Raw genomic sequence first — 23756 nt, 5'->3', positions numbered from 1 at the left:
TTAACCTCTTTTACGGCGATAAGCGGGCGGTACCCGTGGTGGAATAACCTCCTGCACAGGCATTACGGTTGCAGCAAATTCTTTCATCACACGACGATAAACATCACGTTTAAAAGAGACCACCTGACGCACCGGATACCAATAACTGACCCAGCGCCAGCCATCAAACTCCGGGGTACTGCTACGTTGCATGTTGATATCGGCTTCATTACACATTAACTGTAGTAGAAACCATCGTTGTTTTTGGCCGATGCACACCGGCTTTGTATCCCAACGCACCAAACGCTTTGGTAATTTGTAACGTAACCAGTTACGGGTTGAAGCCAGAATTCGGACATCCTTTTTGTTAAGTCCTACCTCTTCAAAAAGTTCGCGATACATTGCCTGCTCTGGTGTTTCACCGGGGTTTATTCCCCCTTGTGGGAACTGCCAAGAGTGCTGACCGTAACGCCTGGCCCACAACACTTCTCCCTGCCGATTACAAATTACGATACCCACGTTCGGGCGGTAGCCATCATCATCGATCACCGGACTACCTCGATAAGCTTAAAACTCAAAGATGCTCTGATTGTTTCACACTAGCAACAGGCGGTAAACCACTGCTTATCAGCCAGCTAAACCTGATAACTCGGGGATAACTCACAGATATAAGCAAAGTTATGAACACCCTCAGGGCTACGCACGACATTTTATTCACTTTTTCTGTGGATATAGGTGTGTAGAACTCTAGGGAAAAGTAGGTACAACTCATTTTAACGCAATTATACGACAAAAATATCTAAAAAAATAAATGATTAATTTCAACAAAATAACAGGTTTCCCACAGGTTTTCACGGCAGTAATATGTGATCTATCTCCGTTTTGGATCTGTAGCTGGCTAAAGATCCATCAATGTAGTTTTTATCCACAGATAATGCGTCAAAGTTATGCAAAAAAGAGTAAAACTCGCAAAAAAAGCCGTCGTCAAGGCTGTAAATTGAACCAGTGATCGGGATTTATTGGGGTTATCCCATAAATCTGTGGATAAATAGGTGTAAGATCCTGTTCATTATCGCTGTCAGTAGGTGCACAAGATAATTAGAATAAAAGTATTTCATCCATGAGAGGAAAGAAAACTTCCGTTAAATCATGCTATTATTCATTCCATCCACAATGCATAACAATACATCTAGCGTCACTTTTAATTCAGCTTGTTTTTTAACCGACTTTAGCAGGTTTATCCCCATGTCTGTTTATTCACTGCCACCGGCACCACCCACTGATGAACATCAACTTTTTCAACGTGCTCAAGCTTTGTCAGGTTTTACCCTTGGCGAATTGGCAGCGCGTGCTCAATGGGTTATTCCGGCGGACTTAAAGCGGGTAAAAGGTTGGGTTGGTATGTTGCTGGAGTTTTATTTGGGGGCCAGTGCTGGCAGTAAACCTGAACAGGACTTTGCCGACATCGGCATTGAGCTGAAAACCATACCTATCAGCGCTCAGGGCAAACCATTGGAGACCACCTTTGTTTGTGTCGCCCCCCTGACCGGCAACAGTGGCATCACTTGGGAAAGCAGTCATGTGCGGCATAAACTGGCCCGAGTATTGTGGGTACCCGTAGAAGGAGAGCGGCAGATCCCGCTCGCGGAACGTAGAGTCGGCGCGCCTTTATTATGGAGCCCGAATGCGCAAGAAGAAGAACTACTGCGGCGTGACTGGGAAGAGTTAATGGACCTTATCGTTCTTGGCAAAGTAGAAACCATCACCGCTCGCCACGGTGAGGTACTCCAATTGCGCCCGAAGGCCGCCAATAGCCGTGCGTTAACTGAAGCCATCGGTGAAAAAGGGCAACCGATCATGACACTACCCCGTGGTTTTTATCTGAAAAAGACCTTTACTGGCCCGATGCTGGCCCGTCATTTCTTGTTGTAACCAGTGCGCTAGACTCCCTACTGCAACACCAATTACTTTGACTCTGTTCCGATTAATAAATAAAAGCGTATAATTGTATTTTTGTGTTTCCGTAAGGTGTATAGGCGCAATGTTTGAATGGGTTGCCGATCCAAATGCCTGGTTGGCGCTAGGCACGCTGACTATCCTGGAGATTGTTCTTGGGATAGACAATATTATTTTCCTCTCTTTGGTGGTCGCAAAATTACCTAAAGCGCAACAAAACAGAGCCCGCCGTATTGGCTTGGCTGGGGCCATGTTAATGCGTCTCGCATTACTTGCTTCTATTGCCTGGGTTATCCGCCTGACCGAACCTCTGTTTACAGTGGCAGGCCACGGTGTCTCTATGCGGGACTTGATCCTGTTGTTAGGGGGGCTGTTCCTTATCTGGAAAGCCAGCAAGGAAATTCATGAAACCATTGAGGGGAGCGATACTGAACACACCAGTAATGTCAGCTCTTTCTTTGCGGCTATCGTGCAAATTATGCTGTTGGATATCATCTTTAGTCTGGATTCAGTGATAACAGCAGTTGGGCTGTCAGATCATCTGTTTATTATGATGGCTGCCGTGGTTATTTCTGTTGGCGTGATGATGTTTGCTGCCAGACCAATTGGTGAGTTTGTTAATCGCCATCCATCAGTCAAAATGCTGGCGCTCTCTTTCCTGATATTGGTCGGCTTCACGCTGATGTTGGAAAGTTTCCAGATCCACATTCCAAAAGGCTACATTTACTTCGCTATGTTCTTCTCAATGGGGGTTGAAACCCTGAATTTGATGCGCGGAAAAAAGAGTAAGCCAACTGATAAAAAAACATCTACTCAATAGATTTAAAGGTGCGAGAAGGCTGCTTGCAATAGAGAGGCCCAAGGATGGGCCGAGCAATACACTTGCAAGATAGCGGGTTCAACACCTTCCAGGAGCAGTTCACGGCCCCGTTTCCCACTTTTTTCTGTACTTTTCCCTTACACGCTTCCCCCAACTGCGGTGCTTCGATATAGTCGAATAAGGCAAGTTTTACTTATACCCAAAAAATTGGTGTTTCAGTAAGGCCAAACGAACACATCCTGAAGCAGTTATTCAAATAGAAAATTCGGGTGCGTGGGCGTAGCTAACGACGCTGCAATACCAACTACCAAAGGTATGGCCTGATAATTTCAGACATTAAGGAAGGTCGGCAATGCAATATCATCGTATCCCCCACAGTTCATTAGAAGTCAGCCTGCTGGGTCTGGGCACCATGACATTTGGTGAACAAAATAGTGAAGCCGATGCCCATGCGCAACTGGATTACGCCGTTGCGGCCGGTATTAACTTGATCGATACCGCAGAAATGTACCCAGTGCCCCCAAGGCCAGCAACCCAAGGGTTAACTGAGCAATACATTGGTAACTGGATAAAAGCACGCGGTGAGCGTGACAAAATCATTTTAGCCAGTAAAGTCTCCGGGCCATCACGCGGCAGCGATCAACCGATTCGCCCCAATATGGCACTGGACCGGAAAAATATCCGCATCGCGTTGGAAGATAGCCTTAGACGCCTCAATACTGATTATCTCGATATTTATCAGTTACATTGGCCACAACGTGAAACCAACTGTTTTGGTAAATTGAATTATCGCTACAGCGAACATACTGCAGTGGTCACCTTGCTTGAAACACTGGAAGCCCTGAACGAGCAGGTGCGGGCAGGGAAAATCCGTTATATCGGTGTATCAAATGAGACCCCATGGGGGGTGATGCGCTATCTGCAACTGGCAGAAAAACATGATTTACCGCGTATTGTCTCAATACAGAACCCCTACAGCCTGCTTAACCGCAGCTTTGAAGTTGGTTTGGCCGAGATAAGCCAACATGAAGGCATTGAGCTATTGGCTTATTCCAGCCTGGCCTTCGGCACCCTGAGCGGCAAATACCTTAATGGCGCAAAACCTACCGGCGCACGGAATACATTGTTCAGCCGTTTTACACGTTATACCGGGCCACAATCCGAGTTAGCGGTAGCGGAATATGTGGCACTGGCAAAACGTCATGGGCTGGACCCCGCACAGATGGCGCTGGCTTTCGTTCGCCAGCAACCGTTTGTGGCCAGTACACTGTTAGGTGCAACCACACTGGAACAACTGAAAAGTAATATTGATAGCCAGAATGTCGTTCTGGAGCAGGAGGTGCTTAATGCATTGGAAGAAATCCACACCCGCTTTACCTTCCCTGCACCTTAAATTCAGTTGAGTTCAAATAGCAAAAAGGCCGCTAATGCGGCCTTAGACTACTGACAATAAATAATGCCGCACTCGGTGGCATTGATATTGACTATTATTCCATCATTTAGCCGCTTTACGGCGCAGTTGCTGCCACTGCCAGCCCCATAGCAACGCAATCGCCAGCGCGAAGAGCACACCGAAACCAACGCCAACCGCGACGACCGGCGCACCCAGCTTTACTACCACCGAGTACAGCCCCAGCATCAACAACATTGCGGTATTCTCACCCAGATTTTGCACTGCAATGGCATTCCCGGCGCCCACACTTTGTTTGCCGCGCTCTTGTAACAAGGCATTGAGCGGTACGACAAAGAAACCGCCTAAGATCCCGATAATAATCAACAGTAAATAGGCCATTGGCATACTGTGTTGCAGTGAGAATGCCGCCACCACCACACCAATTAATACCCCCGCCGGTAAACAGCGTTTTACTGTTTTAAGTGTCACGAAACGTGCCGCAGCACCCGCGCCAATCACAATCCCAATCGCCACCATGGCATTTAACAGCGTCGGGGTGCCGTTATCGGCAATCCCCAATGCTACCGGCACCCATAGCACCAGCAGGAAGCGCAACGTGACCCCTGCGCCCCAGAACAGGCTGGTCCCCGCCAGTGAGAAGCGAGTTTCGCCATCCCGCCACAGAATGCGGCATGCGGCAAAAAAACTGCCGGTCATGGCCCGTGGCCGCCATGAGCTGCCGGTTCGGGCAGCAGCCAGATGTGGGATAAATAGATTAGCCACCACCGCAATGGCATACACCAGCGCACAGACACTCAATGCCGCGATCAGATGCCAATCAGCCAGCACCCCACCGGCGACTGAACCGAGTAAAATAGCCGCAATAGTTGATGCCTCCATCATACCGTTGGCTTTAACCAACTGCTCGCCGGAAGTGATTTCTCCCAAGATGCCATATTTAGCTGGTGAATAAGCCGCGGCCCCGACGCCAACCAGGCTGTAACCAAGAAATGGATTCAGACCAAAACAGATAACTAATGCACCAGCCAACTTCAGGCCATTCGCGACCATCATCACACGCCCTTTGGCAAAGCTATCAGCCACTTGCCCGACAAACGGAGCCAGGATGATATAAGTGGCCACAAAGGCCATTTGCAAGATAGGCTGGCTCCAGTCGGGATATAACTGCTGCTTAATTAATGCCAAGGTGGCAAAAAGCAGTGCATTATCACCAAAAGCTGAGAAAAACTGAGCGCCAAGTACAGCGATCATTCCTCTGGAGAGCAAAGGCTTATCTGACAATGCTTGCTGACTCATTCGCTCATCTCCGCATCTTGTGCCATTTTAGTTAACGTAACAAAGTCAGGTTTACCACTCCCCAGTAGGGGTAATGCTTTCACCACTCTGATATCACGTGGAACTGCCAGTTCTGGCACCCCACCCTCACGTGCGGCTTTAATCAGCCGTTCGCGGGTAATTTCACTGTCAGTGGTAAACAGCACCAGTGCTTCTCCTTTGGCGCTGTCGGTTTTAGCCGCTGCGGCATGTTGCCCCTCGGGCGAGATACGTAATGCCAGTTGTTCGACACTCTCCAGTGATACCATTTCACCAGCTAATTTGGCAAAACGCTTCACCCGCCCGCGAATGGCGCAGAACCCCCGCTCATCGAGGGTGACAATATCACCGGTATCGTACCAACCCTCCTCACGCTCACCCTGAGCATTCTCCGCCGCCGGTTGTTCCAACACCCCCGGATGCTCTACGCGCAGATAACCGCGCATAATATTGGGGCCGCGCAATTGCAAACGCCCACCTTGCTCGATTCCCGGCACAGTTATCAAGCGCGCCTCCATACCAGGAAGAATGCGCCCAACGGTATTCACTTTCGCTGCCATCGGCACGTTAATCGCCACTACCGGCGCACATTCGGTGACGCCATACCCTTCCAGAATACGAATACCGAATTTGTCCTGCCAAATCTGTTTGGTGCTATCAGCCAGTTTTTCAGCCCCAGCCACCACATAACGCAACCGAGCAAAATCATAAGGATGAGCAAAGCGAGCATAGTTGCCCAAGAAAGTTGACGTGCCAAACAGCACGGTGCAGTTACGGTCATACACCAATTCTGGCACCACCCGATAATGCAGCGGGCTGGGATAAAGGAATACTCGGCTACCGGTCATCAGCGGAGTGAATAACCCCACCGTCAGGCCGAAAGCATGGAACAGCGGCAGCGAAGACATAAAGCGATCACGCGGGGTGAAATCAGCAATGGTGCGGATCTGCTCAACGTTAGCCAATATACTTGCATGAGAATGTACTACGCCTTTTGGGTTCCCCTCCGAGCCGGAAGTGAACAAAATCAGTGCGCTATCATCCGCCTGTTGTGGCAACATCGCCCGGCGCGGACAACATAAATGGAATAAAATCCACAATTTGTCGGTCAGCGTAACCGTGTCTTTTAAATCTTCCAGATAGACCCAATTTGCCTCAGTAACCTGTTCGGGCAAATGTGTCAGTTTGCCTTTTTCCAAAAACTGGCGCGAGGTGACGATGGTTTTCAACGACGCCGCAGTAATTGCACTCTTCAACCCTTTGGCACCCGAAGTGTAATTAAGCATTGCCGGAATACGGCCACGCAGAGAAGCACCAAAGATCGCCGCCGCAGTAATCGTCGCATTCGGTAATAACATCCCAACATGCTCGCCCTGCGCGGTGAAGCGTTGCAGGATACGGCTGACACCGAGGATTTTTTTCAGTAGCGTTTGATAACTGTCTTCTTTAAATGAAACATCCTCAATACAGGGTTTAAAACGCCCATAACGAGTTTGTGCCGATAACAACGCTTCAAACAGCGTTTCCCGTGGCACGATAGCCATACGCGCGGCCATCATAATGGCGTGTAAGTGTTCACCCGCCAACACCCGACGGTCACGGGCACGCGGCGCTTGCGGCATGGGTAACGTGGTCGCAGGCAAAACATGAATGCTGATTTTTGGGAACCAGCGGAGTTTGAGCACATCACCCAAACGCCCAAAATGAGTAAATTCTGGCCCTTCCAAACGGATTGGGACGACCGTAGCGCCTGATTTGGCGGCAATAAATGCAGCACCATCATAGATTTTCATCAATGAGCCGGTCACGGTAATACGCCCTTCAGGGAACACCACGACTGGCCTGCCTTGTTCCACCATCCTGACCAAATGTTTGATAGCCATTGGCTTGGTAGGATCAAGTGCGACAAAATCGATATAAGGTTTTAGCCAGCGCATATACCAGCTCTCAGAAACACTGGTATAGACCGCAAAAACCGGCTTGATCGGCAGAAATAATGCGAGCAAAGCCCCATCAAGGAAAGAGACATGATTCGGCGTAATTATCAGTTTTTGATGAGTAAACTGATCCGTCACACCATCAATGGTGACACGAAATAATCGACGAAAAAGAGCACGCAATAAGCGATAACCCATGTTTATTTCCCTATAAGACAATGAATATGAAAAAGAGAGAATACTATAATAGTGGCTAAAATATTGCTAAGAGGGGGCTGATAATCGCAACAGCAGGAAGAAATAAAAAAAAACCTACGCATCTGCGTAGGTTGGTGCAAATAAAAAACTGGCTTTTAACACACAGCGTATGTTGATTACTCACCAATTAATACCTCTGGGATGAACACTGTATCCGTTTCAGTGAAGCCACAGCCAGCAAGCAATCGCAACATTTACGTGCAAAGTGTAACCAGTAGTGAACATTGTCAGAAAGACGAAATAGGTTTGTAATTCATTGAGGTGCATTGCCAAAATAATGGGTGCTGCCGCTATCCCACCGGCAACACCCTAAGCCTGGCTAAGATAAAATTAGTACCGCGCCACCTCAACCAGACAACTCATTGCATTCGGGCCTTGAGTTAAACGCGAGGTACCAATGTCTAGCGTCAGAACGTTGGGGTTACCTGATTGTTCAACTTTATGCTGCTTGCCGCCGAAACCGGGATCAAACCAGGCCCCTGTTGCCATTAACACTACCCCTTGAGTAACACCATCAGTAATACGCACTCCCGCCAGACAATGACCCCGTAAGTTGCTGACCTGAACCTGACTGCCCTCAGTAATGTCACGTTTGGCTGCATCTTGTGGGTGCATATACAGCGTTTCACGGCCGGCAGTTTTATTCCCTTGCGCCAATGGTGCAGGATCAAGTTGGCTATGCAGACGATCCTCGGGTTGAATAGAGATCAGATGCAGCGGCCACTGCTCAGCTTGTGGTGCCCCTAACCACTCAACCGGTGGTTGCCACTCGGCATGAGGCGCAAAATCCTCATAGTGATAGCTGGCGATTTTCTCACTGAACAGCTCAATTTTGCCACTTGGCGTTTGCAGCGGATTAGTCTGTGGGTTTTCGCGAAAAGCATCAAAGAACACGAACTCCTTTGGCGGAGCAGGTAAATCAACATGGCCCCGTTGCCAGAAAGATTCAAAATCAGGCCATTCCACCCCGTGTGGCTGTTGTGCCACTCCGCACTCCTGGTAGATATGCCGAATCCAGGCCATTTCATCTCTATTTTCGGTAAATTCACTGCGATAACCCAGTCGTTCGGCCAGATCAGCGAAAATATCAAAATCGTTACGGGCCTGATGTTGTGGCGCAATCGCCTGATGCATCGCCAATACATAGCGATCCCGTGACGAGCCACCAATATCATTACGTTCCAGCGAACTGGTCACTGGCAGCACGATATCGGCCATTTTAGCCGCAGGTGTCCACCAGATATCCTGCACAATCACGGTGTCCGGCTTTTGCCACCCCTCCACCAGCCGATTCAATTGCTGATGATGGTGGAATGGATTGCCGCCAGCCCAATGCACTAAATGAATATCGGGGTAGGTATGGGTTTCCCCTTGGAACTGATACGGCTGCCCCGGTTGCAGCAACATGTCACAAATGCGGGCCACTGGAATAGCCAATCCAGAGGGGTTCTTACCCACTGGCATGCTTGGCCCCGGCGTGTCTATCCGCGGGTTACCCACACCGTTCATCGATCCATGACCAAATGAGAAGCCACCGCCGGGCAGCCCCACTTGCCCCAGCATGGCTGATAAGGCAATCACCATCCAGTAAGGTTGCTCACCACGGTGCGCGCGCTGTACTGAATAGGAACAGGTCATAAAGCTGCGAACACCGATAAGTTGCTGGGCTAACAGGGTAATTCTTGGTGCGGGAATACCGGTAATCTCGCTGGCCCACTCAGGGGTTTTAGCAATACCGTCATTCACCCCACGAATGTAATCAGCTAATTGCTCATAGCCCACGCAATGAGTAGCCAGAAAAGCCTCATCCTGCCCGTCAACACGTTGGATTTCATAAGCCAGCGCCAGCATCAGTGCTACATCTGTATTGGGACGAATCGGTATCCATTCGGCATTCACAAATGCCGGGCAATCATCCCGCATCGGGCTGATGTTAATCACTGGCGTGCCTTTTTGTGCCAGTTTTTCCAACCAGGGTTTTAATGAATGTTCCGCCGAGCCACCGGAAGAGACCTGAGCGTTTTTCAGTGCCAACCCGCCGAACGCAATAAACAGTTCACAATGCTCAACCACACTCGGCCATGATGTCACCCTGCCGGTCAACGGGCTAAAAGTACCAATCACATAAGGCAGAAAAAACTGTGCCGAGCCCCAACTGTAGTTGCCCAGTTGATCAACCCCGCCGCCGCCGCTGAAATAGAAACGCCGGACTAATGAACGCGCGTGATGTAAACGCCCGGCAGAAGACCAACCATAGGAGCCGGTAAATATCCCTGACGGGCCATAACGGTCCCTGACCCGGCGATTCTCTTGCGCCACTAAATCCAGCGCGACATCCCACTCCACCTCAACAAAGTCTTCCCGACCACGCAAAGTTCGATCACTTTTCTCTCGCTGCTGTAACCACGATCGGCGTATCGCCGGTTTGCGAATACGTTTATCGGAATAAACCATGGGTGTAATGGATTCCAACAACCGAGAAGGGTTGGGATCATTGGCAAATGGCTCGCAACGGATCAGTTTGCCATCTTCAACAACAGCGGTAAAAGCGCCCCAGTGGGCAAGCTGGGGGTAACGGATGATGGACATGGCTATCTCAGGCAATTAAATAGATCATAAAAATAACATTCAGCGGGCAGTAAGACCAAAGCACAATTTAGACTAAACATAATCGTTTTGTACTAACCGTTTCATTTGATGCGCTGGGTTAACCAAGGCAAGTCAAATCGAAACCTGTGGCTTGCGAAAACCACAGGTAATCGTGCTAATTGCTGTTTCTGTGATTTTTTCTCACCAAGTTGCGATCTTCCCCCCTTGCGGGCAACACCGTTTTCCGCAAAACTGAGGGATGTAAGCGATTACCCTGAAAATCTCTGGAAGAAAAATGGCCACTATTAAGGATGTTGCCAAGCTGGCGGGTGTTTCCGTCGCGACGGTATCTCGTGTTATCAATAATTCTCCCAAGGCCAGTGAGACATCACGTATGGCGGTCTGTAACGCCATGGAACAACTGCAATATCACCCAAACGCCAATGCGCGGGCGCTGGCCCAGCAATCAACTGAAACGGTAGGCATGATTGTTTCTGATGTGTCAGATCCATTCTTTGGATCGATGGTCAAAGCTGTCGAACAAGTGGCCTATGCCACCGGAAATTTCTTGCTGATTGGTAACGGTTACCATGACGAAGAGAAAGAGCGTCAGGCCATCGAACAACTGATTCGCCATCGTTGTGCCGCCCTGGTGGTTCATGCCAAAAAACTGTCCGATGAAGAATTGACATCATTAATGGAACAGATCCCCGGTATGGTGTTGATTAACCGCACATTACCGGGTTTCGAAACCCGCTGTGTCGCATTAGATGACCGTTATGGTGCCTGGTTGGCAACCCGCCATCTGATTCAGCAAGGGCATAAACGCATCGCTATTATTTGCTCTAATCACCAAATTTCCGATGCCATTGATCGCCTACAAGGCTATTTGGACGCACTAAAAGAGTTTGAGATTCCGGTTGATGACCGCTTAATATCCTACGGTACGCCAGATGAGATTGGCGGCGAACAGGCCATGACCGACCTGCTCGGCCGTGGTAGACACTTCACGGCAGTTACCTGTTATAACGACTCCATGGCTGCTGGCGCATTGTCTGTTCTCAGCGACAACAGCATCGAAGTGCCGCAAGAGATCTCACTGATTGGTTTTGATGATGTATTAATTTCTCGTTATCTGCGCCCCCGGCTGACCACCATCCGCTACCCGGTCGTTGCGATGGCGACACAGGCCGCAGAATTGGCGCTGGCGCTGGCCAACCATACCCCGTTGCCAGAAATCACCAATATGTTCAGCCCAACGCTGGTCCGCCGCCATTCTGTCGCCAGCCCGCAAACGCCCGCAGATGACTGAGAACTGTCGATAACAAAGAGCTGCAACCCGCCTGCGCTATGCTAAACTGCCGCGATATCCGGCAGTTATGCCACAAAAATCGCCCACTACGCCGCACCCAACGAGAGTGCCACGCCCGGCAGTTATCGTGTTATGACACGGGCCGACTGGGGCAATAGCTACCCAGCCAAGAGGTTTACGATTGATGATTACCATGTTGGATGTCTCTTTGCGCGCCGGTGTTTCCAAGGCCACTGTCTCCCGGGTATTAAACGGCACCGGGCAGGTGAAGGAAAGCACCCGTGAGGCGGTGTTTAAGGCGATGGACGAACTGGGTTACCGCCCTAATTTTCTAGCACAATCACTGGCCAACAGAAGCTCCAACAGCATCGGGTTAGTGGTTTCGAACTTTGAAGGCCCCTACTTTGGCCGTTTACTCCAGCAGGCTGCGAAACTGATTGAAGCCAGTGGTAAGCATTTGATCGTGACAGATGGCCACGATACGCCACAAGGCGAACAGCAGGCAGTTCAGTTACTGGCTGACCGTTGCTGTGATGCCATTATTCTTTACACTCGCTCAATGTCTGAAGCTGATTTAATGCAATTGCTTGCCAACGTTGCCGCCCCCTTGATGGTTATTAATCGTGATTTACCCCAGGCCCGTGAGCGCTGTGTGTTCTTCGAACAGCAACAAGCTGCATTTAATGCGGTTAATTATCTGATACAGCAAGGGCATCGTGATATTGCCTATATTACCGGGCCAATCACCACCTCCACGGCCCAATCCCGCCTTGCCGGTTATCAGCAAGCGCTGGAGGCGCACGGAATCGCGCTGAATGAAGATCTGATTATCCATGGCGATAGTGGCGTACCTGACGGTTATCAAGGATGTCAGGCGCTATTGGCACGCGATATTAGCTTCAGCGCGCTGTTTATCTACAATGATGATATGACTATCGGGGCGATGAAAGCCCTTAATCAGGCGGGGAAAAAGCTACCACAAGATGTTTCGTTATTTGGTTTTGATGACGAACCTACCGCACCTTACCTGCAACCGGCACTCTCAACTGTGTATCTGCCGATTGATGCGATGATTGAAGCCGCCATTACTCAGGCGTTGAAGCTGATTGCGGGCAAACCGGTGCTACCGCTGCCCCCTTTCATCGGTGAGTTAAAATTACGTGATTCGGTGGTACCAGGGCCCTATTACCGCTGAGGACGTTTGTATCAAATGCAAATAGGATCAAATCCAGGTAACCGATAGCCTTGAGTTATGTCTCTGGCTATCGGCTGAGGACTTTTTTGTATAAGCTAATTCAACCTATCCTTTTGATAACAAAGTCGTTAAATCTGCTCTAATGCAATAAGTTCTTCAATGGTTTGCCGACGGCGAATTAAGCGTGGCTGCCCCTGTTCGAACAGCACTTCCGGCAATAATGGGCGGCTGTTGTAGTTCGAAGACATCGACGCACCATAAGCCCCGGTATCGTGGAATACCAAATAATCACCAATTTTAGCGGCTGGCAATGCGCGAGTTTCCAATCCACCACCCGCTTCCTGGGTGAATACATCACCTGACTCGCACAGCGGGCCGCCAACTACCGTATCAATCAACGGTGCCGATGTGAGGTCGCGCTCATCAGCAGGCAGCAACGAAATATGGTGATAACTGCCATACATTGCTGGCCGCATCAAATCGTTAAATCCGGCATCCACCAACACATAGTGGCGACGGCCCATATTTTTAACAGCCCGCACCTGCGCCACCAAAACACCTGACTCTGCCACCAGAAAGCGGCCGGGCTCAATTTCCAGACTAACCGGATGACCGAGATAGGCAGCAATTTGCTCTCTGGCTTTATTCCATAAGCCATAATAATGTTCGGTATCAATCTCATCATCACCAAATTGATAAGGGATCGATAACCCACCACCGGCAGAGATAGCGCTGATATCCTGCCCCAGTGCAATCACCTGCTGAACCATGGCATCACAAACTTGCTCCAGATGTTGATAATCAACACCAGAACCAATATGCATATGAACACCCACCAGCGTTAAACCATATTTTTTAATTTTCTCAATAGCTTGTGGTAAATCTTGATGCCAGATACCGTGTTTGCTGTTCTCACCGCCAGTATTGGTTTTTTGGCTATGACCATGGCCAAAACCCGGATTTATCCGCAACCAAACGGGGTGCCCTGGGGCATGTTGCCCCAGTTGATCTAGCATGTCGATTGAACCGGCATTGACCGGAATGTTTAATTCAGTCACCCGTAATAACGTGGCCTGATCCAGCAGATCTGCGGTAAATACGATCTCGGCCGGTTCCTGCCCCGGCTGGAAGCCAGCATGTATCGCACGTTCTATCTCACCCAACGAGACTGAATCGACTTTGACACCCTGCTCACGCATCAAACCGAGAATATGAATATTCGAACAGGCTTTCTGGGCAAAACGAATAACATCAAAGTTTCGTAATTGGTTGATTCGTTTAACAATAATCTCACCATCATACGCCCACACCGGGCAGCCAAATTGCTCAGGCAGAGCCAGCAGATTGTGGGCAGTCAGTGCCGAAGTGGTGTCATAAAGTGTGCGCGGCATAGGTTTTTCCTAATAATTGTTCATCAATATGTTGGGCGAAAAAAATGATTTCGCTGATACCTCATTATTAGCAACTGAATACCTGTTAGGAAAATATCTATTTACCGTGAGTCTATTCATTTATGATATGGCTTTCAGTAAACCGTCGCCACTTCAGGAGTGTTGTGATGCCCACCATTTCCCTACGACAAATCGAGATTTTTCATGGTGTCATGACCACCGGTAACCTGACTGAAGCCGCCTTATTACTCCAGACATCCCAACCCACCGTTAGCCGTGAACTGGCCCGCTTTGAGCAATTAGTCCAATTAACACTCTTCGAGCGTGTACGTGGCCGCCTCTATCCCACAGTACAAGGCTTGCGGCTATTTGAAGAGGTACAACGCTCTTATTACGGTCTTGATCGCATCCGACAAGCTGCTGAGGGTATTCGTCAATTCCAACAGGCGCAGCTTTCTATTGCCTGCCTACCGGTCTTTTCTCAATCGCTGCTACCCGCCGTGTGCAAACCCTTTATTGACCGCTACCCGGAAGTCAGTCTGAGCATCATCCCGCAGGAATCGCCCCTACTGGAAGAGTGGCTTTCAGCTCAGCGTCATGACCTTGGTCTGACAGAAAACACCCAGACTCCTGCCGGTACGTTGCGCCATCCTCTGATGACCGTGAATGAGATTTGCGTATTGCCCAGTGACCATCCGTTGCGGGATAAATCACTACTGACACCACAAGACTTCCAGGGTGAAAACTTTATCAGCTTGTCCGTTACCGACAGTTATCGCCAATTATTGGATAAACTATTTATTGAACAAAGCGTTAGCCGAAGGTTAGTGCTGGAAACCCACAGTGCTGCATCGGTCTGCGCCATGGTACGGGAAGGGGTGGGGGTATCGATTGTCAATCCACTCACGGCATTAGACTATATTAGCAAAGGGGGCGCTGAAGGTGTGTGCGTGCGGCCATTCAGCGTCGAAATCCCTTTTACTATCAGTTTGATACAACCGAAACATCGCCCATCATCTACTTTGGTAGATACGTTTATCGAGCATTTAAAGCAGCAGGCCATCACTTTCCAGCAGCGCCTAACCCAAGTGATTACCCAACAATATTAAGTTTTCGCAACGGGCCTAAACAGCTTTCACCTTACCGGCCCGCGCCCGGGAGAAGGTAAACAGACACAGTAGCAGCCCCATCACCGCCAGTGCTGCGGCGGCAAAGGGCACTGCGGTTAAACCTAACCCACGAGCAATCACCACACCACCAACCCATGCCCCTAAAGCATTGCCGACATTAAAGGCGGCAATATTCAGGGTCGACACCAGATTAGGTGCTTTTTTACCATAGGTAACCACATTGATTTGTAGTGCAGGTACTGCTGAGAAAGCTGCCGCTGACCATAGAAACAGCGTCACTTCTGCTGCCAATAATGAATAGCTGGTCCAACTGAACAAGGCAGAAAACAGCGCGATTAACAGGAAAGTCATCGTCAGACTGACGGAAAGGTGCCAATCGGCCAGCCGCCCCCCGACAATATTGCCCAATGTCAGACCAACCCCCATCAGCAACAATGTCCAACTGACACCATGTTCTGAAACCTGCGTCACTTCTGTCAGAATGGGGGCGATGTAAGTAAAGAGAGCAAACATAGCGGCGGCAAAAAAGACCGTCATCAATAAAGATAGCCAGATTCCCCCTCCGCGCAATGCGGCTATCTCTTTACGCAGTTCGGTCGGGGCCTCCTCCTGAGAAGAAGGTAATTTGCTGTAAAGGGCGGCCAGTGAGAATAAACCGATGACTGAAACCACCCAGAATGTTGAGCGCCAACCGAAGGCCTGCCCCAGCGCGGTCCCTAGGGGCACGCCCAACACATTGGCCAGCGTCAGGCCAGTAAACATCAGTGCCACCGCCGAAGCTCGTCGATTCGGCGCCACCAGATTGGCGGCAACCACGGCACCAATCCCAAAGAAAGCACCATGACACAGCGCCGTTATCACTCTGGCCAGCATCAGGAAATCATAGTTGTATGCCAGAGCACACATCAGGTTACCGATAATAAAGATCACCATTAATAGTAATAATGTCTTTTTACGAGGCAACTTTGCGGTCAGAACTGCCATGATAGGTGCGCCAATTGCCACTCCCAGCGCATAACCACTGATTAACCAACCGGCAGTTGGAATCGAGATATGTAAGTCACCCGCCACCTGAGGTAGCAGCCCCATAATGACAAATTCGGTGGTACCAATAGCAAAAGCACTCAGTGCCAATGCCAGCAGCGCAACAGGCATAATACCAGCTCCCAGTCAGACAATATCAGCTCGCAGTAGATAGCGGGCAAAACAAATTGTTGCCGATAATGGTTAATTAACCGGCACCATGTAGTGAGTCACAGAAGAGGCGAAACCGTGAGCATCGCCAAAAAGGCAGTAATAACCTTATAAATTATAATTGTTTATTTTCTTAACTAACTAAATAGAAATAGCATGAGTTGAGGAATACTGACTAGTAGTGAACAAGGTTATAAATAGCGGAGTAACTAAAAAGGCAGCATTTGCTACGTATAATGCTATGAAATAAAAAGTAATTTATAGGCATCACCGATCACAAAAATATGTTTGAGAATGTAACTCACCGCTATAGCGTCAAGAAAGCAGAGTTAAGCCAATGGCGATTGGTTGCAAACCACTCCACGAGAAAATCTAGCATTGTCCTTAATGTTGCTGGCATGTGCCGCCGTGAAGTATAGATACCGTAAATACCCATTGCTTGCGGCTGATAACCCGGTAATAAGCTGACCAAATCGCCTCGGGCGATATAGGGGGCGGCAGAATAACTGGGTTGCAGAGTAATCCCGGCCCCTTCCAACGCACCACTTAGCAAAACTACTGACTCATTGGCACTCAAATTGCCACTGACTGCAACGGCTGATTTTTCGCCCTGTAAATCAAAATGCCACAAACTTTTGCCAAAATATGAGTATGTCAGGCAGTTATGTACTGCCAAATCATAGGGTGTTTTGGGTATTCCGTTGGCTGACAGGTAGGCCGGAGAGGCACAGACAACGGAATGGCACATGGAAAGTGGCCGTGCAATTAAATTCGGGTCTAACTCATTGGTTATACGCAATGCTAAATCAATGCGTTCTTCTACCAGATTGACTGCCCGGTTATTGATTTGTAAATCAACCGCGACCTGGGGATAACGGCGTAAATAGTCAGTGACAGCAATCACCAAAGCACTCTGCCCAAGAGACTGAGAACAACTGATTCGCAATAAACCGCGCAATTCATCACTGCCTTGCCCTGCAATCACATCCATCTCTTGGGCAAACTCAAGCATACGTCGGCAACGTTCAAGGGTGGTTTCGCCAGCATGGGTCAGGCTCAGTTTTCGTGTTGTCCGATGTAACAGCCGCGCCCCCGCCCACTGCTCCATCTCAGCCAGATAGCGTGTCACCATCGCCCGTGACATCTCTAATGCTTCGGCGGCAGCAATCATACTGCCACGCTCGACAATCGCGACAAAAACCTCAGCAGCAGTGATCCTATCCATTATTAGCTCGATTTAAGCAACAAACAGTTGCTCATTATCAGGTTTTTCTATCGAACGATGCAATCTATTATCTAACCCATACCCCAGTCATCCTCAGGAAAACCGATATGTTTAACAAAACGCTATTACAAATGACCTTTGCCGGCCTGGCAACCTTCGCAGCCGTAGCAAACGCAAGTGCTGTCGAACAACTCAAAATGGAAGTCTATAATCCAGGCGAAAAGAGCATCTTCCCAGTCTCTTCTGAGATTATCAGCGGCAAAACCGAAGTGGTTCTGATTGATGCGCAATTTCAGCGCAATGACGCCGAAGCACTGGTGAAGAAAATCCAGCAAAGTGGCAAAAAACTGACCACCATTTATATCAGCCAAGCCGATCCTGATTTCTATTTCGGTCTGGATGTCATCACAAAAGCATTCCCACAAGCCAAGGTACTAGCCACACCCCAGACCATTGAAGAAATAGAAGCGACCAAAGACGGCAAAATGGCCTATTGGGGACCGATTCTAAAAGAAAATGCGCCTACCCGGATAATTGTTCCGCAAGCACTACAGGGCAAGAGTTTCACTATCGATGGGCAAAACATTGATGTTGAAGGGCTAGACGGCCCATCACCTGAAAAGACATTTGTCTGGATCCCATCCTTGAAAGCTGTTGTTGGCGGTGTCGCTGTCTCCGGTAATATCCATTTATGGGTCGCGGATACTCAAACCGCAGAATCACGCCAGCACTGGCTAACAACATTGGAAAAGATTAAAGCACTCAAACCAGTGACCGTGGTTCCTGGGCATTATCTCGATAACGCGCCACAAACATTGGCATCAGTGACCTTTACTCAGAACTATTTAACCACACTGAATACAGAGATTCCTAAGGCGAAGGATTCCGCAGCACTGATTGCGGCGATGAAAAAACACTATCCAGAGTTGAAAGATGAATCTAGCTTGGAGTTAAGTGCTAAGGTACTGAAAAACGAGATGAAATGGCCGCAATAAGCGGCGCTTAAAATGAATCAGTACGGCATTACCCTGTCATCAACCAAAGTGCCAGAAGGCGGTAACTTGAATGGTGACGGGGACTAAGAGGAGAACATAATGACCCCGCTAACTTTACATTACATTTTCGACCCTTTATGCGGTTGGTGCTATGGCGCAGCGCCATTGGTGCAAGCCGCACAAAGCATTCCTGATCTGACACTGGTACTGCACGGTGGTGGGATGATGTCTGGACCGAATCGTCGCCAGATAGATAGCCAATGGCGTGGTTATGTGATGCCTCATGACAAACGTATTGCCGAACTCACCGGACAAACGTTTGGTAAGGCTTATTTTAATCACTTGCTGAATGATACTTCAGCGATTATGGATTCCACGCCACCTATTGCCGCCATTTTAGCGGCTGAACAATTGGCCGGACAAGGCGCGGATATGCTCCATCACATCCAGCAAGCTCATTACGTAGAGGGCCGCCGTATCGCCGACACCTCGGTATTAATTGAACTTGCCACTGATATTGGGTTAAGCCGGACAGCATTTATCAACGCATTCAGTTCCGCCCAGACAGCATCGACTCAGTATATTGCTGATAGTCGCGCCTTACTGGCGAGGGTGCATGGACACGGCTTCCCAACCTTTGTGCTACAAGATAGGCAGGGAAAACTGTCCGCCCTACCCGCAAATGAATATTACGGTGATCCAATTGGATGGACCAAGATGCTGAAAAGCATGCTGGTGCACTAAAAGTTGGCAGGGGCCGCTTCATAACAACCTTGAGCCGACCGCCCAGTAGTCGGTAAACAAAAACGAGCAACAGATTGATTGAGCTGGAATGCTTGTTTTTGTAATACCTCCGATGCACCGGTGGATTGCTGGGCTAACTCAGCATTCAATTTTGTCACTTCATTAATCATCCCCACTTGTGTGGTTATCCCCTCAATACCTTGACTCTGATCGTGTGATGCAGCAGATATTTCCGCCATCAAATCAGTCACCTTTTTAACTGCATCAATAATAGCCCGTAAGTTATCACCTGACCGCGCTACCAAACCGCTCCCTGTGGAGATAGAGCTGGATGAATTATGAATAAGCCGCTTAATATTCAGCGCGGAATTGCCACTTTGATGTGCCAACAAGCCAACCTCTCGTGCTACAACGGAGAAACCGCGCCCATGCTCACCGGCGTGCGCTGCTTCAATGGCAGCATTTAATGCTAAAATATTGGTCTGAAAAGCCACCGATTCGATGAGCGTAATAATTGCCGTTATTTCCTGCGAACCGGCAGAAATATCAGCCATTGATACCACGACGCTAGACATCATTTCCCCGCCTTCACGGGCGATAACGCCGGTTTCATTAGCCAGAAGATTGGCTTGATCGGCACTCATCGTGTTCTGTTTTACCCGGGTAGTGAGCTGATACATGCTTTGTGTTGTTGCGGCCAGTGATTGTGCTTGCGACTGTGTTTGCTCAGCAAGACGATGGCTATCTGCGGCGATTTGATTAACACCTGTCAGGATGATTTCTGCACCTGCGCGAACCTGACTCACCAAGACAATTAAGCCTTGTTGCATTTGGCATATGCTATCAGCCAATTGACGAGCCTCGCGGCTGGTAAACGATGAATATGTAATCTGGCGTGATAAATCACCGGCGGCAATAATGTTAATATGGGAAATAAGGTCATTAAGTGGCCGGATAATTAAGCGTGTAACACCGAGCCAAACCGAAAAGGCAAGGCACAGCAATACCGCCAATGCTGTAATAACCCCCTGCTTTGCTGACGATAAGGACGATAATAGCTGGCTATCCATTACAGCCCGATTACTCTCACTTTGCTGCAAATAGTGGTAATACTTTTCGGTAAAATCACTTTGAAAGCCTTGTATCGGGACTTCAAAAAACCGATCAATATTACTGTTCTTTGACAACCCCTGCCCAAGCTCAGTCAAACCTTGATATAACTGCTGATAACTTTCCTTTAATGCAATGAATTCTGGTCGTTTATCGTGAACAGAAAGAAGTAATAACTCACGATAATTTTGCTGTGACTGCTGCATAGATTGCAGTGCTTCATTCAAAAGACTATGCCAGCTCCCCTCAGAACCGGTCTCTTTGTCCTCCATATAATAGATACCGGCCCGATTGAATTTGTCGCTAGCAATTAATAGCTCCATTCTGGCGCGATCCATCAACACTTCTTGCTGATGGCTATAGTGCGTTTTTTCAACATTAACGGTGGTACTATCCAATATATGAGATAAATACCCGATGGAAAATAACTGCAATAAGGAGAAAAGGCTAATAACGAGTATTAGACCAAACAATATACCGATTTTTCCATCGGAGATTGGGCCTAATCCTTTAACATGCGAGAGAAGCCTTATAACAAACAACCTGATGTGATATAACATTATTTTTACACCGACGATAATTAATATACCAACATTACTCGCCAAATATTACAAGTATATTTCAGGAGATTACATCATGTATCACTGCGTGTTAATAAGCGAAAATTATGAATAGGATGCCCCTGGGATTGTTCAATCAAAATAGTATTTTCATCTAATTTATAGAAAACAGGGTAACTTATTGCATAGGGTGTATTAAGGAAATCATATAAACAATTATCGTCATTATTATATATTGATAGAGATAACACATCACCGATAAAAACTCCTTTACTCGCATCAACCACACGAAAGACAATATTACGCCGTGCTTTCAAATCATGATTTTCACCATACACATCGGCAGATGAGTTTATCTCTCTTCCCATAATATTAACTCTGGAGTAAACATGATAAGTGTTAGGTGAATGATTAAAACAATAGTTAACCTCCCAATAGCCTTCAATCTCTTTCATTGGGTGAATATAAGAATATATACGCCCAGCGCCATACCCTAGCCCTATTGATATAAAAACACTAAAGATCAAAATAAATATTATTTTCGCTCGCATATCAGCTCCCCAGTTTGATATTTACAAGCAATATACTCCCCCTGTTTTGTTTTCTTTAAGTAAACGTAGGGTGCCTTGCGGTATGTGGATAAGAAAACTTCATCTAGCGTGTTATCCAAACCTATCAATATAGGCATGATTGTAGGATGTAATATCTTAATTGTATGGGAATTTAATGTCACATATAACGAAGTAAAAAAACAACTTATAAACACTGCCAGTAAAACAACTTTATAACGAAAACCAACGCCGGATAAAATATATTTATTATTTTTAACAACATCAAGACAATCTACTCCTCCCCCACCACCTCTTTCTTTTTCTTTTTCTTTTTCTTTTTCTTTACTTGAAATAAAAATCGGTTTAATACCAATGCAATATCCTTTTTTGGGGATAGTCGTCACTAATTCATGTGCTTTATCATCTAATGCATTACGCAAGTTACTAATTGTTTGTGTTAGTGTGTTATCTGTTACATAGCTACCTCCCCATATCTCCTTCTCAATATCATCGCGGGTGAGAGAGTCTGGATAATTATGGCATAATAAAAATAACACTTCAGACTCTTTATTCCTCATTTTTATGAAAGAACCCCCTTTATTGATTATTCTCTTTTGTGGAGTAAAGAGAATATCTCCAATCATTATTTCATCCATTTCCTTCCCCACATGGTAGTCATCACTAAATAAAATAGCAGAAATAGTGTTACCTGACAGTCTCCTTCAAACATTAATAAAGTTAAATTCGTTAGTTTTAAGCGAAAAATGATAGAGAACATAAGAATCAATAGCAAAGGTGAAAGTCTATCAATAAATATTGATAACCAACAAAAAATATCCACCATGAAAATTACATTTTTGAGATATTATTAGTAACAATGAAAAATCAAGAAGGTGAATGATCATAATGAAACTCAGGGTGATTTTATTTTTCACACCAATTATTTTTGGATGCCAAACACACAAAAATGAAAATTTAACTCAAAAAGTAAAAATAGAACAATTAACTGCATTAACGGCTGGGATGCGTTATCTAAAAGAAATATGTGGTATGGAAAAGTTACCAAGTGAAGAGAAAATAGTGAATAGTGCCATAACTATGATGAATTCTGATAACTCTCTCAGTTTACAGCAGAGTAGTCATTCGCGGTCAGAACTAACAGAGGTAAGATATGAAAAATTAAAAAATGACGGTATGAATAACGATTACAAATGTAAAGAGTTGAGCGAAATATTAAATAAATTCATTATTAAAATAAGCTAATAACCTCCCCTAGAAATAGATGAGCCACACTAGCCAGACAAATATAAGGGCCAAAGGCGATGTGTTTTACTTTCTTCTTTGACAAGAGAGAAATCACCATAGAGATAATGATACCTAAACTAGAGGATAACAATATCAACATGGGTATTGCTGATACACCAAACCAAGCTCCCATAGCTGCCATTAATTTAAAATCACCATATCCCATTCCCTCGACACCCTTAAATAACTTAAATAACCAATAGGGTAACCACAAAAAAACATAACCCACTACAGCACCTAGCACTGCAGATGACAGAGAACAAAAAACATTATTTATATTAAAAACAAGTCCTATCCATAATAATGGCAATGTAATACAGTCTGGAAGTAAGTAACAATCAAGATCGATAAAAGACAACGTAATCAGCGACCAAATTAAAAGTAAACAGGCAACTGTTGAATAATCGCTTTCAGCCCAAAAGGCAACAAGTAAGGTTAAAATAGCCGTCAATAACTCTACAATTAGATAACGAGGATTAATTCTCTGATGGCAGCACCGGGATCTACCACATAATAATAACCAACTGACTACGGGGATATTGTACCTAATAAGTAACTGGCTATTGCAATTTGGGCAAAATGATTTTGGAAAACATAAATTAATGTTGTCTTTGAGGCTATCATCCTTAATTCGTCGACTGACGACCCTATGTTTGGGTGCAGTAGCAGAAAGCATAATTGGTAGCCGATAGATAACAACATTCAAAAAACTCCCTATGCATAGCCCAACAACAGTATAAAATAAAAAACCGACCAGACTATAAGTATCAATCATAA

General features: G+C 47.1%; 22 protein-coding genes. 10 read left to right on the top strand and 12 right to left on the bottom strand.

Annotated features, from left to right (window positions below; translation table 11 throughout):
- Both A6J66_021375 and A6J66_021370 read right to left on the bottom strand, forming a co-directional pair.
- Nucleotides 1-528: an RNA pyrophosphohydrolase gene (locus A6J66_021375; protein PNM26479.1), complete on the bottom strand. Its 528-nt coding sequence runs from the start codon at nucleotides 526-528 to the stop codon at nucleotides 1-3.
- 25 nt (nucleotides 529-553) lie between these two features.
- Nucleotides 554-751 carry a hypothetical protein gene (locus A6J66_021370; GenBank protein ID PNM26478.1) on the bottom strand — a complete coding sequence of 66 codons (198 nt, stop codon included), beginning with the start codon at nucleotides 749-751 and terminating at the stop codon, nucleotides 554-556.
- A 473-nt stretch (nucleotides 752-1224) separates the two neighbouring features.
- Between A6J66_021370 and A6J66_021365 the strand changes: the two genes are divergently transcribed.
- The 3 genes from A6J66_021365 to A6J66_021355 all read left to right on the top strand — a co-directional run bounded on the left by A6J66_021365 (nucleotide 1225) and on the right by A6J66_021355 (nucleotide 4148).
- Entirely contained in the window at nucleotides 1225-1911 is a 687-nt protein-coding gene (locus tag A6J66_021365) for a DNA mismatch repair endonuclease MutH (protein PNM26477.1), read from the top strand.
- A gap of 109 nt (nucleotides 1912-2020) precedes the next feature.
- The gene (locus tag A6J66_021360; protein ID PNM26476.1) at nucleotides 2021-2755 is read left to right on the top strand and encodes a TerC family protein; all 735 of its coding nucleotides are present in this window, start codon (nucleotides 2021-2023) and stop codon (nucleotides 2753-2755) included.
- Nucleotides 2756-3107: 352 nt separating this feature from the next.
- Complete coding sequence (locus A6J66_021355; GenBank protein PNM26475.1) at nucleotides 3108-4148, top strand: NADP(H)-dependent aldo-keto reductase; 1041 nt, start codon at nucleotides 3108-3110, stop codon at nucleotides 4146-4148.
- Between the two features lie 102 nt (nucleotides 4149-4250).
- Here the strand turns inward: A6J66_021355 and A6J66_021350 are convergent, their stop codons facing one another.
- From A6J66_021350 to A6J66_021340, 3 genes are all read right to left on the bottom strand, one after another.
- Nucleotides 4251-5465 carry a lysophospholipid transporter LplT gene (locus A6J66_021350; protein PNM26474.1) on the bottom strand — a complete coding sequence of 405 codons (1215 nt, stop codon included), beginning with the start codon at nucleotides 5463-5465 and terminating at the stop codon, nucleotides 4251-4253.
- Nucleotides 5462-7618, bottom strand: a complete 2157-nt coding sequence (locus A6J66_021345) for a bifunctional acyl-ACP--phospholipid O-acyltransferase/long-chain-fatty-acid--ACP ligase (GenBank protein ID PNM26473.1) — start codon at nucleotides 7616-7618, stop codon at nucleotides 5462-5464. Before A6J66_021345 ends, A6J66_021350 begins: the two co-directional genes overlap by 4 nt.
- Before the next feature lie 390 nt (nucleotides 7619-8008).
- Nucleotides 8009-10267 carry an Asp-tRNA(Asn)/Glu-tRNA(Gln) amidotransferase GatCAB subunit C gene (locus A6J66_021340; protein PNM26472.1) on the bottom strand — a complete coding sequence of 753 codons (2259 nt, stop codon included), beginning with the start codon at nucleotides 10265-10267 and terminating at the stop codon, nucleotides 8009-8011.
- A gap of 295 nt (nucleotides 10268-10562) precedes the next feature.
- Here A6J66_021340 and A6J66_021335 point away from each other — a divergent pair, with 295 nt between their 5' ends.
- Entirely contained in the window at nucleotides 10563-11579 is a 1017-nt protein-coding gene (locus A6J66_021335; GenBank protein ID PNM26471.1) for an HTH-type transcriptional regulator GalR, read from the top strand.
- A 184-nt stretch (nucleotides 11580-11763) separates the two neighbouring features.
- Complete coding sequence (locus tag A6J66_021330; GenBank protein PNM26470.1) at nucleotides 11764-12774, top strand: LacI family DNA-binding transcriptional regulator; 1011 nt, start codon at nucleotides 11764-11766, stop codon at nucleotides 12772-12774.
- Between the two features lie 128 nt (nucleotides 12775-12902).
- Here the strand turns inward: A6J66_021330 and A6J66_021325 are convergent, their stop codons facing one another.
- Entirely contained in the window at nucleotides 12903-14165 is a 1263-nt protein-coding gene (locus tag A6J66_021325) for a diaminopimelate decarboxylase (protein PNM26469.1), read from the bottom strand.
- A 16-nt stretch (nucleotides 14166-14181) separates the two neighbouring features.
- On the opposite strand from A6J66_021325, the gene A6J66_021320 reads away from it, so the two are divergent.
- Together A6J66_021320 and A6J66_021315 are read left to right on the top strand one after the other, a co-directional pair.
- Complete coding sequence (locus A6J66_021320) at nucleotides 14182-14391, top strand: hypothetical protein (protein PNM26468.1); 210 nt, start codon at nucleotides 14182-14184, stop codon at nucleotides 14389-14391.
- Complete coding sequence (locus A6J66_021315; GenBank protein ID PNM26467.1) at nucleotides 14333-15274, top strand: LysR family transcriptional regulator; 942 nt, start codon at nucleotides 14333-14335, stop codon at nucleotides 15272-15274. The genes A6J66_021320 and A6J66_021315 overlap by 59 nt, the downstream gene beginning before the upstream one ends.
- Before the next feature lie 15 nt (nucleotides 15275-15289).
- On the opposite strand, the gene A6J66_021310 is transcribed toward A6J66_021315, so the two are convergent.
- Together A6J66_021310 and A6J66_021305 are read right to left on the bottom strand one after the other, a co-directional pair.
- Nucleotides 15290-16450 (bottom strand): MFS transporter, encoded by a 1161-nt coding sequence (locus A6J66_021310; GenBank protein ID PNM26466.1) that lies wholly within the window; start codon nucleotides 16448-16450, stop codon nucleotides 15290-15292.
- A 346-nt stretch (nucleotides 16451-16796) separates the two neighbouring features.
- Nucleotides 16797-17714: a LysR family transcriptional regulator gene (locus tag A6J66_021305; GenBank protein ID PNM26465.1), complete on the bottom strand. Its 918-nt coding sequence runs from the start codon at nucleotides 17712-17714 to the stop codon at nucleotides 16797-16799.
- A gap of 107 nt (nucleotides 17715-17821) precedes the next feature.
- Here A6J66_021305 and A6J66_021300 point away from each other — a divergent pair, with 107 nt between their 5' ends.
- Nucleotides 17822-18709, top strand: a complete 888-nt coding sequence (locus A6J66_021300) for an MBL fold metallo-hydrolase (GenBank protein ID PNM26464.1) — start codon at nucleotides 17822-17824, stop codon at nucleotides 18707-18709.
- 99 nt (nucleotides 18710-18808) lie between these two features.
- The gene (locus tag A6J66_021295; protein PNM26463.1) at nucleotides 18809-19453 is read left to right on the top strand and encodes a DsbA family protein; all 645 of its coding nucleotides are present in this window, start codon (nucleotides 18809-18811) and stop codon (nucleotides 19451-19453) included.
- Here the strand turns inward: A6J66_021295 and A6J66_021290 are convergent.
- The 3 genes from A6J66_021290 to A6J66_021280 all read right to left on the bottom strand — a co-directional run bounded on the left by A6J66_021290 (nucleotide 19450) and on the right by A6J66_021280 (nucleotide 22330).
- Nucleotides 19450-21123 (bottom strand): HAMP domain-containing protein, encoded by a 1674-nt coding sequence (locus A6J66_021290; GenBank protein PNM26462.1) that lies wholly within the window; start codon nucleotides 21121-21123, stop codon nucleotides 19450-19452. The two genes, A6J66_021295 and A6J66_021290, sit on opposite strands and share 4 nt — an antisense overlap.
- A gap of 74 nt (nucleotides 21124-21197) precedes the next feature.
- A complete protein-coding gene (locus A6J66_021285; protein ID PNM26461.1) occupies nucleotides 21198-21674 on the bottom strand; it encodes a hypothetical protein in 477 nt (158 codons plus the stop codon).
- Nucleotides 21659-22330 carry a hypothetical protein gene (locus tag A6J66_021280; protein PNM26460.1) on the bottom strand — a complete coding sequence of 224 codons (672 nt, stop codon included), beginning with the start codon at nucleotides 22328-22330 and terminating at the stop codon, nucleotides 21659-21661. The genes A6J66_021285 and A6J66_021280 overlap by 16 nt, the downstream gene beginning before the upstream one ends.
- A gap of 241 nt (nucleotides 22331-22571) precedes the next feature.
- On the opposite strand from A6J66_021280, the gene A6J66_021275 reads away from it, so the two are divergent.
- Nucleotides 22572-22937, top strand: a complete 366-nt coding sequence (locus A6J66_021275) for a hypothetical protein (GenBank protein PNM26459.1) — start codon at nucleotides 22572-22574, stop codon at nucleotides 22935-22937.
- Here A6J66_021275 and A6J66_021270 read toward each other — a convergent pair.
- Entirely contained in the window at nucleotides 22924-23754 is an 831-nt protein-coding gene (locus A6J66_021270; GenBank protein ID PNM26458.1) for a prepilin peptidase, read from the bottom strand. The two genes, A6J66_021275 and A6J66_021270, sit on opposite strands and share 14 nt — an antisense overlap.
- Nucleotides 23755-23756 lie beyond the last annotated feature (2 nt).

Origin of the sequence: Yersinia enterocolitica (assembly GCA_002082245.2) — a bacterium.
GTDB lineage: Bacteria > Pseudomonadota > Gammaproteobacteria > Enterobacterales > Enterobacteriaceae > Yersinia > Yersinia enterocolitica_E.
This window is presented reverse-complemented; position numbering and strand designations above follow the sequence as displayed.

Coding starts and splice junctions, on each gene's coding strand:
- A6J66_021370 (PNM26478.1), bottom strand. CDS start 751: ATGAGTTGTACCTACTTTTCCCTAGAGTTCTACACACCTATATCCACA.
- A6J66_021365 (PNM26477.1), top strand. CDS start 1,225: ATGTCTGTTTATTCACTGCCACCGGCACCACCCACTGATGAACATCAA.
- A6J66_021360 (PNM26476.1), top strand. CDS start 2,021: ATGTTTGAATGGGTTGCCGATCCAAATGCCTGGTTGGCGCTAGGCACG.
- A6J66_021355 (PNM26475.1), top strand. CDS start 3,108: ATGCAATATCATCGTATCCCCCACAGTTCATTAGAAGTCAGCCTGCTG.
- A6J66_021350 (PNM26474.1), bottom strand. CDS start 5,465: ATGAGTCAGCAAGCATTGTCAGATAAGCCTTTGCTCTCCAGAGGAATG.
- A6J66_021345 (PNM26473.1), bottom strand. CDS start 7,618: ATGGGTTATCGCTTATTGCGTGCTCTTTTTCGTCGATTATTTCGTGTC.
- A6J66_021340 (PNM26472.1), bottom strand. CDS start 10,267: ATGTCCATCATCCGTTACCCCCAGCTTGCCCACTGGGGCGCTTTTACC.
- A6J66_021335 (PNM26471.1), top strand. CDS start 10,563: ATGGCCACTATTAAGGATGTTGCCAAGCTGGCGGGTGTTTCCGTCGCG.
- A6J66_021330 (PNM26470.1), top strand. CDS start 11,764: ATGATTACCATGTTGGATGTCTCTTTGCGCGCCGGTGTTTCCAAGGCC.
- A6J66_021325 (PNM26469.1), bottom strand. CDS start 14,165: ATGCCGCGCACACTTTATGACACCACTTCGGCACTGACTGCCCACAAT.
- A6J66_021315 (PNM26467.1), top strand. CDS start 14,333: ATGCCCACCATTTCCCTACGACAAATCGAGATTTTTCATGGTGTCATG.
- A6J66_021310 (PNM26466.1), bottom strand. CDS start 16,450: ATGCCTGTTGCGCTGCTGGCATTGGCACTGAGTGCTTTTGCTATTGGT.
- A6J66_021305 (PNM26465.1), bottom strand. CDS start 17,714: ATGGATAGGATCACTGCTGCTGAGGTTTTTGTCGCGATTGTCGAGCGT.
- A6J66_021300 (PNM26464.1), top strand. CDS start 17,822: ATGTTTAACAAAACGCTATTACAAATGACCTTTGCCGGCCTGGCAACC.
- A6J66_021295 (PNM26463.1), top strand. CDS start 18,809: ATGACCCCGCTAACTTTACATTACATTTTCGACCCTTTATGCGGTTGG.
- A6J66_021290 (PNM26462.1), bottom strand. CDS start 21,123: ATGTTATATCACATCAGGTTGTTTGTTATAAGGCTTCTCTCGCATGTT.
- A6J66_021285 (PNM26461.1), bottom strand. CDS start 21,674: ATGCGAGCGAAAATAATATTTATTTTGATCTTTAGTGTTTTTATATCA.
- A6J66_021280 (PNM26460.1), bottom strand. CDS start 22,330: ATGGATGAAATAATGATTGGAGATATTCTCTTTACTCCACAAAAGAGA.
- A6J66_021275 (PNM26459.1), top strand. CDS start 22,572: ATGATCATAATGAAACTCAGGGTGATTTTATTTTTCACACCAATTATT.
- A6J66_021270 (PNM26458.1), bottom strand. CDS start 23,754: ATGATTGATACTTATAGTCTGGTCGGTTTTTTATTTTATACTGTTGTT.